Annotated in this window: 11 protein-coding genes; 7 read left to right on the top strand and 4 right to left on the bottom strand. The window is 63.1% G+C overall.

The window, feature by feature from the left end:
* Positions 1–159: 159 nt before the first annotated feature.
* The 3 genes from ACFUOZ_RS04255 to nucS form a co-directional block, all read right to left on the bottom strand.
* On the bottom strand, positions 160–363 hold the full coding sequence (locus ACFUOZ_RS04255; RefSeq protein WP_018776337.1) for a cold-shock protein: 204 nt from the start codon (positions 361–363) through the stop codon (positions 160–162).
* 276 nt (positions 364–639) lie between these two features.
* Positions 640–1,887, bottom strand: coding sequence for an N-acetylglucosamine-6-phosphate deacetylase (locus ACFUOZ_RS04250; protein ID WP_377545106.1), 1,248 nt, complete (start codon positions 1,885–1,887; stop codon positions 640–642).
* 43 nt (positions 1,888–1,930) lie between these two features.
* The gene (nucS, locus tag ACFUOZ_RS04245) at positions 1,931–2,626 is read right to left on the bottom strand and encodes an endonuclease NucS (protein WP_377545104.1); all 696 of its coding nucleotides are present in this window, start codon (positions 2,624–2,626) and stop codon (positions 1,931–1,933) included.
* 49 nt (positions 2,627–2,675) lie between these two features.
* Here nucS and ACFUOZ_RS04240 point away from each other — a divergent pair, with 49 nt between their 5' ends.
* Both ACFUOZ_RS04240 and ACFUOZ_RS04235 read left to right on the top strand, forming a co-directional pair.
* Positions 2,676–3,020, top strand: a complete 345-nt coding sequence (locus ACFUOZ_RS04240; protein ID WP_377545102.1) for an ATP/GTP-binding protein — start codon at positions 2,676–2,678, stop codon at positions 3,018–3,020.
* A gap of 19 nt (positions 3,021–3,039) precedes the next feature.
* Positions 3,040–3,834: an alpha/beta hydrolase gene (locus ACFUOZ_RS04235; protein WP_377545100.1), complete on the top strand. Its 795-nt coding sequence runs from the start codon at positions 3,040–3,042 to the stop codon at positions 3,832–3,834.
* Between the two features lie 30 nt (positions 3,835–3,864).
* On the opposite strand, the gene ACFUOZ_RS04230 is transcribed toward ACFUOZ_RS04235, so the two are convergent.
* Complete coding sequence (locus ACFUOZ_RS04230) at positions 3,865–5,169, bottom strand: AI-2E family transporter (protein ID WP_377545098.1); 1,305 nt, start codon at positions 5,167–5,169, stop codon at positions 3,865–3,867.
* 202 nt (positions 5,170–5,371) lie between these two features.
* On the opposite strand from ACFUOZ_RS04230, the gene ACFUOZ_RS04225 reads away from it, so the two are divergent.
* The 5 genes from ACFUOZ_RS04225 to ACFUOZ_RS04205 are packed head-to-tail and all read left to right on the top strand — an operon-like array spanning position 5,372 to position 11,717.
* Positions 5,372–7,129 (top strand): hypothetical protein, encoded by a 1,758-nt coding sequence (locus ACFUOZ_RS04225; protein WP_377545096.1) that lies wholly within the window; start codon positions 5,372–5,374, stop codon positions 7,127–7,129.
* 29 nt (positions 7,130–7,158) lie between these two features.
* Positions 7,159–8,142 (top strand): tetratricopeptide repeat protein, encoded by a 984-nt coding sequence (locus ACFUOZ_RS04220; protein ID WP_377545094.1) that lies wholly within the window; start codon positions 7,159–7,161, stop codon positions 8,140–8,142.
* Positions 8,142–9,242, top strand: coding sequence for an NADH:flavin oxidoreductase/NADH oxidase (locus ACFUOZ_RS04215; protein WP_377545092.1), 1,101 nt, complete (start codon positions 8,142–8,144; stop codon positions 9,240–9,242). Before ACFUOZ_RS04220 ends, ACFUOZ_RS04215 begins: the two co-directional genes overlap by 1 nt.
* A 40-nt stretch (positions 9,243–9,282) precedes the next feature.
* Positions 9,283–10,164, top strand: coding sequence for an ABC transporter ATP-binding protein (locus ACFUOZ_RS04210; protein WP_377545090.1), 882 nt, complete (start codon positions 9,283–9,285; stop codon positions 10,162–10,164).
* Positions 10,146–11,717, top strand: a complete 1,572-nt coding sequence (locus ACFUOZ_RS04205) for a transporter (protein ID WP_377545088.1) — start codon at positions 10,146–10,148, stop codon at positions 11,715–11,717. Before ACFUOZ_RS04210 ends, ACFUOZ_RS04205 begins: the two co-directional genes overlap by 19 nt.
* The last annotated feature ends 89 nt before the right edge of the window (positions 11,718–11,806 follow it).

The raw sequence follows: 11,806 nt of genomic DNA, 5'->3' as shown, positions 1-11,806 counted from the left end.
TTTCTTCACGTTTAGTAACAGTCACAATCGGAATATGACAGAACGGACCGCATAAACGCTGTTCGCAGCTTAAACAGCTTGACCCCGGCTCGCAGGCCGGGGTCAAGCTGTTTGTCGTTCCTGCGCCATGTCGAATCAGCGCAGAATCAACGGGTAAGACTAGACGACGGTAACGCCGGTGGCCTGGGGGCCCTTGGCGCCCTGGCCGATCTCGAACTGAACGCGCTGGTTCTCATCGAGGGTCTTGAATCCACCTGTCTGGATCTCGGAGTAGTGAACGAAGACGTCCCCATCCGAGTCGTCCGGGGTAATGAAGCCGAAGCCCTTTTCAGCGTTGAACCACTTTACGGTTCCCAGTGCCATGTATATCTCCTCATTATGGAACTTCAGTCCGATACACTTCGTACCGGCCTTGTTACTCCGCGGGAAGACCTGGAATTCCTTCCAGATGGCCTGGCTGGATTCGCAGGAGCCTCACGCTCGCAACTCGTCTTGCGAGCATGAAAACCACCTACACAAAGACTGCTACAACACTTTCATGTGCTCTGCCGGAGGTCAACGGTGTTTTGGGTAATTCGAGAAAAATTTAGGTAAAAAGAAGGTAACGCGGCACCGCCGGAATTCTCTTGAAGTGCCTGCCTAGGACAGCCATTGCCCATTGCGCATCACGCCGGTCAGCTCCAGGTCTTCATTGGTTACAACGACGTCGGCGCGGAGTCCGCGTCGAAGCCCGCCTATTTCGTCGGAAAGGCCCAGAACGGCGGCAGGAACCGCAGTTGCGGAACAAACGACATCGGGAAGTGCGACGCCGGCCGCTACTGTTTTGCGGACAACATCCAAGAGTGTGTCGGTACCGCCTGCGATCGATCCTGTGGCATCCAGTGTCGCTACACCGTTGCTGACGGTCACTGGGGAAGGGCCCAGCATGTAATTGCCGTCGGACAGGCCAGCCGCAGCCATGGAGTCGGTCACCAGGACGATGTTGCTTGCACCCACCAACTGGAAGACGGTGGCAACAGTGCTGGGTGCCAGATGTGTCCCATCTGCGATGAGTTCCACTACCGCCTTGCCTTCCTGTGCCATGCGCAAGCAGGCGGCGACGGGCCCAGGTGCGCGGTGGTGCATCGGAGGCATCCCATTGAAAAGGTGCGTGACGGTCGGAAGTGAGCTCACGCCGTCGAACCCTGCTGACTCCAGCCCTTCGCGGGCTGCTGCCAGCGAGGCCGCCGCTGTAGCGTCGTCGCAGTCGGTGTGGCCCAACGAGGGCGTTACGCCATGCGAGGTCATGAGGTCCACCAGGGCGGCGGCGCCCGGGAGTTCGGGTGCGTATGTCATGGTGGCCAGCTTGCCCTCGGCAGCGCCGACCAATTCGGTCATGAGGTCAAGATCCGGATCAAGCAGGTACTCCGGATTCTGCGCTCCGCAGCGCGCATGGGAGAGGAACGGTCCCTCAAGATGGATCCCGGCTACGAGTCCTTCTTCCACCAGCTTCACGTAAAGCTGTATGCCTCGGAGGAGGTCTTCCCGAGGAGCAGTGACCATGCTGGCGAGGAAGGTGGTGGTTCCTGAGCGGTGCAGGAATTCAACTGCCTTGCGCGCGGACGTCTCTTCACCACCTGGGAAATCGCCCCCGTTGCCGCCGTGGCAGTGCACGTCCACAAGGCCTGGAATCAGGTAGCTTCCACTGGGGACGCCGAGGCGGATCGCCCCCTCGAAGCCATCAAAGGCTTCGGGGTCGAAGTCCCCTGCCGGCCCCGCGTAGGCAATCCGGTCGCCTTCGATTGCCAGCAAGCCGTCTTCAACCACCTCGCCGTCGCTGACAAGCGTTCCTTTGATGATCTGATGGCTTGGCGCGGACGAGGAAGGAAAGTGGGTTGGGGCAGTCATGATCTGATTCTAGTGGCCTGCGGCACACTGGCCCGTGGCTGTCTCAGAAGAGGCGGGACTCGCTGTCATCCACTCCGCGCATGGCGTCATAATCCAAGGTGACACAGTCGATTCCGCGATCATTGGCCAGGACTTTGGCTTGGGGCTTGATCTGCTGTGCTGCGAAAATGCCACGTACAGGAGCCAGCAGGGGGTCGCGGTTGAGCAACTCCAGGTAGCGGGTGAGCTGTTCGACGCCGTCGATGTCACCACGGCGCTTGAGTTCGACGGCGACAGTGGCGCCGCTGGCGTCGCGGGCCAGGATGTCCACGGGGCCGATGGCGGTGAAGTATTCGCGGCGGATCAGCGAGTAGCCGGGGCCCAGTGTCTCGATCTGCTCGGCCAGAAGACGCTGAAGGTCCGCCTCCACTCCATCTTTGATCAGGCCGGGGTCGACGCCGAGATCGTGGGAGGTGTCGTGGAGTTGTTCGTAGATGTTGATGATGAGGCGGTCATCGGTTTTGGCAGACTGGACCGTCCACTGCTCCACCACGCCTTCTTCGATGTCGGTCTCCTCCGGGGAGGTCACCCGCAAAGTGGCAGGAGGACTCATCCAGTTCAGCGGCTTGTAGGAGCCGCCATCGGAGTGCACCAGCACAGAGCCGTCCGCTTTGACCAACAGTAGTCTGGTGGCGAGGGGGAGGTGGGCCTTGAGGCGGCCAACATAATCAACAGAACAACGGGCTATCACGAGTCGCACCCGCTCCACATTACCGTCTGGGTCCGGTGGTTTGGGGCAGAATGGAGGTATGCCCCGCTCCAACCGTCCTCGCCGCAATGCGTCCAGCGCACGCTCAGGCAACGCTGGAGGCAAGTGGGCCGAACCGGTGCCCGAACTTGACCTTGAGCGGGCCCGGGCGGGAATTGCCCGTCGGGAGAGCGCTCCGGACGGTGACTGGATGGTCCGCACCATGACGGCCAAGAAGGCTGAGAAACAATACATCTGCCCGGGTTGCTCCACGGCCATCCTGCCCGGCATCGCGCATTTGGTGGTGTGGTCCGACAACCACCTCTTTGGCCAGGCCGCCGGCTTGGCAGAACGCCGCCACTGGCACACCAACTGCTGGACATCGCGGACGTACCGCTACCGCTGATGCGCTTAGGCTAGGAAGCATGACTTTCGACCCCGCCTCGTTCGTTTTCACTCCGCAGGACACGCCCTCGGAGATCCGGGCTTCCACGGTCCTTCCAGCGAAACGCGAAAATGTGGAGATCATCACGGAGGACGGCAAGGTCCTGCTGGGCGAGCTCGCGCTTCCCGATTCAGGTGAGGTCACGGCAACGCTGATTACCCTCCACCCCCTGCCGACCCACGGTGGATTCATGGATTCCCACGTTTACCGAAAGGCGTCCTACAGGCTTCCCGCGCTCTCCGGCGTCGCCGTCCTTCGCTTCAACACCAGGGGCACGTCATCTCCGCGAGGGACCAGCGAGGGGGAGTTCGAAGAGGGCATCGGTGAGCGGTACGACGTCGAGGCAGCTGTGCGGTTCGCCGTCGAGCGGGGCCTGCCCAACCGCTGGCTGGTGGGTTGGTCTTTTGGAACCGAGCTTGCACTGATGTACGGCGCTGTGGAGCCGGTAGCGAGCCAGATCGAAGGGGCCGTGCTCCTGTCCCCGCCGCTGCACCGGGCAACGGACGTCCACCTCAAGGAGTGGGCTGCTTCCGGCAAACCGTTGACTGTTTTGGTCCCGGAACATGACGATTACCTGCAGCCGGACGAGGCCGCCAAGCGCTTCAGCCTGGTCCCGCAGGCCCGGGTTGTCGGCGTCGACGGCGCGAAGCACCTCTGGGTGGGGGAGAAGTACGCCGCGCGGGTCCTTGACGAAATCGTCGACGACGTAACTCCCGCAGGTGCCGGCGTCGACGGCCTGCCACGCCGGTGGGCGGGACCCGTAGCGAGCGCCTGACCCGGGGTAGGCGAGGGAGGGGAGGACGTCCTAGTGCCTGTCCTGCCGGACGATGAAGACTTCCTTGATCAGCAACATGATGGCAGCGGCGGTCGGGATGGCTATCAGCGCACCGAGCACGCCCAGCAGGCTGCCGCCGGCAATGACGGAGATAACTGCTACGGCACCCGGCACGGCCACGGCACGCTGCATGATGCGCGGCGAGATGAAGTACGCCTCGAACTGGAGGTAGGCGAAATATGCGATCGCGTAGATGACGGCGGTCTGCCAGCCTGCTGTGAGTGCCACCAGGATGACGACGACTGCCGCGATCATTCCGCCCACCAGGGGGATGAAGGCCAGCAATGCAACGACGAAGGCCAGCAGGACGCTGAACGGAATGCCCAGGATGGTCATGACGATGAAGGCGAAGACAGCGTTCAGCAGGGCTACACACGCCTGGCCGATCACGTAGTTGCCTACGGAATCGGTGATGGCCTCCGACAGGGCTTCGACCCTGGGCCGGCGTGAACGGGGAGCAAGCCGGTAAGCCCACTTCTTCATGGAAGGCAGCGCTGCCAGGAAGTAAAGGCTCAGGACAAGGACAATCAGCGATCCGAACAGGCCGTTTGCCACGGTGGAACCGAATCCGACAACACCGCCAAAGATGCCACCCATGGTTTCAGGATCCTTGACGAACTTGTCCAACTCTGTCGTGATCCTGTCGCGCACGCCGAATTGGCTGTCCACGGTGCGGAAGAAGTCTGAGTCGAGGAAGTTGCGGATCCAGTCCGGAGCTTGCCGAACGATCTCCGACACCTGTTCAACGATGGTCGGTATCAGGGTTGCAAAGAAGCCCGCCACCGCCAGCACCAGAGCCGAGACGGAAATCAGGATGCCCGCAGGCCTCGGCACCCTGTGTGCCTCGAGCCAGCGGACTACGGGATCGAGTCCAAGTGCAATGAAGAGGGCCGCCACGATCCACAGGATGAGCTGGGTGGTGTTGCTGGCAATGTAGAACACGGCCAGGGCCACCCCCACGCCTGCGGTTCCCATGAAGCCGACATAGAGGGGGTGCTGGGATGACATCCGGGGACCGGGAGAGCCAAAACCATGATCGTCTTCGGGCCGGAAGCCATCCCGGTCACCTTCGCCGACATCTTCCGGGGGCATCTCGAAGCGGACGCGGTTGCGGGCACCCGGAATGGGTTGCCTGAGCCGGCGGCTGATGGCGGCAAGTCTTCCAGTACGTACAGGAACAGCGGCGGCAGACCCTTCCGACGAGGCATCCACCGCTGCCGAGCCGGAAGCTGACCCGGGCTCATCGACGGAATGGGACTCCATGTGGTCTTTCACGGGGTTGTACAGCCTTTTCATTGGTGGTGCAGGGTCAATTCAGGCTCTTTACTGCCCGGATATCATGATCATCGCCACACTATCAGGAGGGCGGAATCGGGCCGTGGCGGCGCCACCGCAGGCTTTTCAGGGTGTCGCCGCCGTCACCACGATCTGACTCCTTGATAACAAAACGGTTACCCTTGAAGTTCAACGACCGCTGATGATAGGTGATCCTGTGCGTTTGAAGACTGCAGCCTTGCTGGTGCTGCTGGGCCTGCTGACGATGCTGGCCGGCATTGGCCAGCTGACTTTTTGGGCCCCCGCTGAAACCGTGACGGCTTCAGTTCCCGGCGATACCAAAGCTTCCCCCCTGACCGTAATCGATCAAAAACTGATTGACCTCCATGACGGACCAGTGAAGATCAAGATCCAGGGCGAGGGCAACTACACCATTGCCACCGGCCGCCCGGACGATGTCGATGCCTGGGTGGGGAAAACAGCCCACACCACGCTGACTGGCGTCTCCGCAGACCAGAAGTCGCTCGAAGTGGCCTCTGCCGACGGTGAAGCAACAGCTCCGTCCCCGGCCGGATCGGATCTCTGGGTCAGCACGGAGGACGCCAGCGGCGACTTCGAATACACCTGGAACCCTCCCGCTGACGGCGAATGGTCACTCCTCGTGGCAGCCGACGGTACCAAGCCCGCACCGACAGCGATATCCATGACCTTCCCGAACAAAGCGACCACGCCCTGGGCCGTACCGCTGATCGTTCTGGGCATCATCATCATCCTGGTGGGAGCGGCCCTTCCGTTCATCGCCAAAGCATTGGGCAGCCGCCGCAAGGACGGCGAGGGAGATGGCCCGCACGACGGCGACGCAACCACAACGCTGCCTGTCCAGTCGCCCGCGGGTGATGAGGGCCGCCGTCGTACCGGGGGAGCCGAGGGTCCCGCGCTGCGTGTCACTGCGGTAGCTGCCGCGCTTGCAGCAGTAATGGTTGGCGGCACGGCAGTGGCTGCCCAGGCCACGTCGTCTCCGGACGCGAGCCCCTCTGCGTCGTCGTCCGCGGCTGCCGGGGACGACGCCGGAACACCGGTCATGCTCGAATCCCAGCTGCAACGCATCCTGGAGCAGGTAGCCAGCACCGTTGATGCAGCCGACGCCGCGAAGGATGCAGCCAAGCTCGCCCCGCGCGTGGACAAGATGGAACTTCAGATCCGGACGCAGAACTACAAGATCCGGTCGACTGTCTCGGCTTACGAACCGCGCATGCCGGTCCGGGCAACCAAGCTCCAGAGCAGCGTTATCAGCACCAAGAAGGACTGGCCAAGGACCGTTTACGCCTTGACCCAGGGTGAGGGAAACGTGGTTCCGCAGGTCCTGACCCTCGTGCAGCTTTCGCCCCGCGAAAACTACAAGCTGTGGGGCACCGCCCCGCTCCAGCCCGGCACCAACTTCCCGTCCTTCCCGGTCCCGCGCAAGGGCACCACACCCGTGGCTGCCAGCGACAAGGACGGCTTGGCCTACAGCGGCAACCAGGCGCTGGAGATCCTGAGTGAAATGCTCACCAACCCGGAGTCACCCAACCGGAGCAAGCTCGCCGACGGCCAGTCATCCCCGTACATTGCAGGGGCGCTCGCTTACCAGGCCGATACCGTCAAGAACGGAACCAGCGCCAACTTCAAATTCACGCACACTCCGGTAACCAACCAGACTGTTGTGCTGAAGACAGCCGACGGCGGAGCTTTGGTAGTGGGACGCCTGGACTTCTCCTTTGAAGGAACCCCGAAGGCGGCAGGTGACAAGCTCATCCTTGAGGATGACTCCGCTGTCTTTGCCGGCGGCAAGGAGACAACCACTGGCATGGTGTTGAACTTCGCTGAATCCGTGGCCGTGTACATCCCGCCCGCCGGATCGTCCGATCCCATGAAGCTGGTGGCAGCCACCCGCGGCCTGGTTGGGGCCAGCTTCAAGTAGCCAGGCAGGCAGCGGCTAGAGTGGACGGTATGAGTTCGCCCGGATACCGACCCACTCCAGCCGCTGCCAGCCAGCTCAACCTGCGCGGCGCCGTCGACCTCTCGTCGTTGCGCCGCCCCAATCCGCCGCAGGGCCCACCGGCTCCCGTGTCCGCGGACGGAGAGGCACCCCAAGGCGGTGGCGCCGGCAAGGCGCCGCTTCGTGTGGATGCGACGGAAACAAACTTCCAGGACCTGGTGCAGTTGTCCGCCCAGATTCCCGTGCTGTTCCTCCTTTGGTCGCGGTATGCGGCCGAATCTCCCGGTGTACTTGATACAGCACAACGCGTCGTTGAAAGCTACGGTGGCCGCCTCGTGCTGGCCGCTGCCGACGTCGATGCCTTCCCCCAATTGGCCCAGGCCTTCCAGGTAGAGGCCGTGCCCACCGCCGTCGCAGTGATCAAGGGCCAGCCCGTGCCGCTGTTCCAGGGCCCGGCCGACGACGCGCAGATCCGCAACCTCATTGAAGAACTCCTCAAGGTGGCCGCCGCCAATGGCGTCACTGGAAGCATTGGCGATGCCGGACAGGCGGACGACGCCGAGCCCGCACCATTGCCGCCGCTGCACCAAGCCGCCGTGGACGCGATCGAGGCCGGCGACTACGACGCTGCGGTGGCCGCTTATAAGCAGGCCCTTCTCGAGCAGCCCGCGGACGCTGAGGCCAAAGCAGGACTGGCCCAGGTGGAACTGATGGCCAGGCTGGAAAAGCTCACAGCGCCCGAGGCTGAGGCTCTCCGAGACGTGGCCGCCAGGGAACCCGATGATCTCCAGGCCCAATTGGGCGTCGCCGACCTCGACGTTTCGGGCGGACACATTGAGGACGCCTTCAACCGGATCATCGCCTTCATTGGCAGGAATTTCGGTCCCGAGCGGGAGACAGCCCGTGTGCGGCTCCTTGAGCTCTTCGAAGTCGTGGGCATCAAAGACGAGCGCGTAGCCAAGGCCCGTCAGGGTTTGGCAAGGGTTCTCTTCTAGTGGCGTCGGCGCTCTTTTCCCCGCTGAAGCTTCGTTCGCTCACGATTCCGCACCGGGGTTGGGTCTCGCCGATGTGCCAGTACAGTTGCCGGCCCGAAACAGGGGAGGGCGTCCCGAACGACTGGCACCTCGTGCACCTGGGCTCTTTCGCCGCCGGAGGAGCCGCGCTGATCATGAGTGAGGCCGCGGCGGTGAACCCGGAGGGTCGCATCAGCCCGCGGGACGCAGGACTCTACACCGATGAACAGGCCGCTGCTTGGGGTCGCATTGTGCACTTCGTCCACCAGCACGGCGCCGTGGATTGCAGGATCGGCGCCCAACTGGCGCATGCGGGGCGGAAGGCCTCCACCTACTGGCCATTCGCCGACCACTCGGGTTCGGTCCCGGAGTCCGACGGCGGTTGGCCCACCGTTGGCCCTACGGAGGAGCCCTTCGACGGCTACGCGGCGCCGTCCGCCATGAGTGAAGAGGATATCCAGGCCGTGGTGGCAGATTTCGCCGCAGCTGCGACCCGTGCCGTGGACGTTGGCTTTGACACCGTCGAGATCCACGGCGCGCACGGTTATCTTTTGCACCAGTTCCAGAGCCCGCTCATCAATACGCGCACGGATGCCTGGGGCGGGAGCGAGGAAGGCCGGAACCGGCTCATGCTCACAGTCGTGGAGGCCGTCAGGGCCGTCATCCCCGACTCCATGCCGCTGTTGCTGCGGATCTCCGCCTCCGACTGGGCAGAGGGGGGTGTGGACGTGGACGCCTCCGCCAGGTTGGCGCGCGCAGCCACCGACCTCGGCGTCGATCTGGTGGATGTCTCCAGCGGTGGTGCTGTGGCCCATCAAAAAATCAAGGCGGTGCCCGGTTACCAGGCCGGGTTCGCCGAGCAGGTAAAGCGCGACGCCGGTGTCCCCACCGCCGCTGTGGGTCTGCTGACCAGTCCCGCCCAGGTCGAGGACATCGTTGCCAACGGCAGGGCCGATGCGGTGTTTATGGCCCGGGCCGCCTTGCGCGATCCGCATTGGTGGTTGCGTGCGGCCTACGAATTGGGCCACGATTTGCCGTGGGTTCCGCAGTACCAGAGGGCCGTGCCCCGCCACGGATTCTAGAACTCCCGCATGCCCGCGCCAGCGCGGCTAGGCTGGTCCCATGACGGAACCACGCCATGAATCCATGCCCTTATCCATTCCCACACAAGCTTCCGAGTCCCCGCCGTCGGCCGCTCCGGATGCCACCCAAACACCGCAACAGGCACCGCAGCCACCGGCTGAAGTCCCCTTGTCGGCGCTGTCCATCCGCGGCCTGGCCAAGCGTTTTGGCGACAAGATCGCAGTTGACGGAATCAACCTGGAAGTGCCTGCCGGCTCCTTCTACGGAATGGTGGGACCCAACGGTGCCGGAAAGACCACAACCCTGTCCATGGCCACCGGCCTGCTGCGTCCTGACTTCGGAACGGCCGTGGTCCATGGTGTCGACGTCTGGGCAGAGCCGTTGGCCGCCAAGAAACTCATGGGCGTCCTGCCCGATGGCGTCCGCCTGTTCGACCGCCTGACCGGTGAACAACTGGTCACCTATTCCGGGCTGTTGCGCGGCATGGACCGGGACGTTGTGGGCTCAAGGGTATCGGAGCTGCTGGCCGCCCTTGACCTTGAAGGCGACGCCGGATCCCTGGTGGTCGATTATTCCGCCGGCATGACCAAGAAGATCGCCTTGGCATCAGCGCTGATCCATGCGCCGCGGCTCCTTGTCCTGGATGAGCCCTTTGAATCGGTGGATCCCGTATCGGCAGCCAATATCCGGGGCATCCTGGAAAGTTATGTGGCCTCCGGAGGAACGGTTATCGTCTCCAGCCACGTAATGGACCTGGTACAGCGGATGTGCAGCCACGTTGCCGTTGTTGCGGGCGGCCGGGTCCTGGCTGCTGGCTCAGTGGACGAGGTGCGGAACGGTTCCACCCTTGAAGAGCGCTTCGTGCAGTTGGTGGGCGGCGGACACCGGACGGAGGGGCTGGAATGGTTGCGCACCTTCTAGGCCTGAAGTGGCAACTGCTTCTAAACGGATTCAAACGCAGTCCTTGGCAATTGGTTGGGATGGCCTTGGGATTGCTGTACGCCTTGGGAATGCTGGTCCTCCTGGTTGGAGGCCTCATAGCACTGCGGTGGGCTGATCCTGAGATCGCCCACACCGTGGTGGTATTGGGTGGAGTGGCCACTGTTCTGGGATGGGCTATCATCCCCCTGGTAGCGTCGGCGGCCGACATGACGTTGGATCCGGCCCGCTTCACCACCTTTGCGATCCCGCCCAAGCAACTGCTCGCGGGCCTGGCGCTCGCCGGGCTCATCGGCATCCCCGGCCTCGCCACGCTGATCGCGGCCTTGGGAACCGTTGGCACGTGGTGGCGGAGTGTTCCATCGGTTCTTGGCGCATTCGTGGGTGCCGTCCTGGGGACGCTGACCTGCATTGTGTTGTCCAAGGTGGTGACGACGGCGACTGCCGGCCTTGCCGCCTCGCGGCGGTTCAAGGATGTCAGCAGCATCATTGTCTTCATCCCCCTGGTGCTGCTGGGGCCGATCATGATGGGAATCGTGGAGGGGGTCCGCAACAGCGCCGACTACCTTCCCGGGCTGGCACGTACCTTGTCCTGGACACCGCTTGGAGCGGCGTGGTCGCTGGGTGGGGACCTGGAATCAGGGCAGGTAGCCGCAGCCGGTCTCAAGTTCCTGATCGCGGCAGCAAGCATTGCCGCGCTGCTGCTGGGCTGGCACCTGCTGCTGCGGCGGGCTCTGGTGACGCCCACGTATTCCGGCGGCTCGGCGAGGAAGGGTGGGAAGCTCGGACTCTTTGGCCGTCTCCCTGGGACCCCGGCGGGAGCCGTGATGGCGCGGGCCCTGATCTATTGGCTAAAGGATCCGCGGTATGCGGCGTCGTTGGTCATCGTCCCGCTGTTCCCGGTCCTTTTCTTCTTCAGCAGTTCGCAAAGCGGCAGCTACGGGCTATTCATGATCCTGGGACCGCTCACCGCATTCGTCATGGCGTGGTCCATCTGTGCTGATGTTTCCTATGACAACACGGCCTTTGCGCTACACCTCGCCGCCGGTGTCCGGGGTATGGATGACCGCTTGGGGCGGGCTTTGGCTTGCCTGGCGATATCACTTCCGGTGGTCTTGGTCTTCACTGTGGCACCGTTGTTCCTCACCGGGGAATGGCAATGGCTGCCCAATCTTCTGGGGTTGTCACTCGGGACACTCTTTACCGGACTGGGCCTGTCCTCGGTGATCTCGGCCCGGTATAACATTGCCGTACCCTTGCCCGGCGACAGCCCTTTCAAGAAGCCGCCGGGAAACGTAGCGCAAACGCTCGCGGTGCAGGGAGTCGGAATGGTTGTTTTGGCCCTGCTGTTGGTTCCGGAACTCGCTTTGGTAGCTGTTCAGGCCTTCAGCGGGGGGCCTGAAGCAGGATGGATCAACCTGGTTGTTGGTCCACTGCTGGGCGGGGTCCTCTTCATCGTGGGCGTTCGACTCGGGGGTAAGTGGCTGGATGCGCGTGGGCCTGAGATGTTCGCCCAACTCAGTGTGAACCGCTGATTCCGTAACAAGTGTGATTACCGTGGCCTGCAGGTGGGACATGGGATAACCTCTCTGACAGTAGATGATCCTCAGAAAGAAAGGCCGTG

It is taken from the genome of Paenarthrobacter sp. NPDC057355, assembly GCF_042667405.1.
GTDB lineage: Bacteria > Actinomycetota > Actinomycetes > Actinomycetales > Micrococcaceae > Arthrobacter.
Note: the sequence above shows the minus strand (reverse complement) of the source record. Positions and strands in the feature narration are given on the sequence as shown.

Bases quoted from the DNA above. Each gene is read 5' to 3' on its own strand.
- ACFUOZ_RS04255 (WP_018776337.1), bottom strand. From the start codon at position 363: ATGGCACTGGGAACCGTAAAGTGGTTCAACGCTGAAAAGGGCTTCGGC.
- ACFUOZ_RS04250 (WP_377545106.1), bottom strand. From the start codon at position 1,887: ATGACTGCCCCAACCCACTTTCCTTCCTCGTCCGCGCCAAGCCATCAG.
- ACFUOZ_RS04240 (WP_377545102.1), top strand. From the start codon at position 2,676: ATGCCCCGCTCCAACCGTCCTCGCCGCAATGCGTCCAGCGCACGCTCA.
- ACFUOZ_RS04235 (WP_377545100.1), top strand. From the start codon at position 3,040: ATGACTTTCGACCCCGCCTCGTTCGTTTTCACTCCGCAGGACACGCCC.
- ACFUOZ_RS04225 (WP_377545096.1), top strand. From the start codon at position 5,372: ATGATAGGTGATCCTGTGCGTTTGAAGACTGCAGCCTTGCTGGTGCTG.
- ACFUOZ_RS04220 (WP_377545094.1), top strand. From the start codon at position 7,159: ATGAGTTCGCCCGGATACCGACCCACTCCAGCCGCTGCCAGCCAGCTC.
- ACFUOZ_RS04210 (WP_377545090.1), top strand. From the start codon at position 9,283: ATGACGGAACCACGCCATGAATCCATGCCCTTATCCATTCCCACACAA.
- ACFUOZ_RS04205 (WP_377545088.1), top strand. From the start codon at position 10,146: ATGGTTGCGCACCTTCTAGGCCTGAAGTGGCAACTGCTTCTAAACGGA.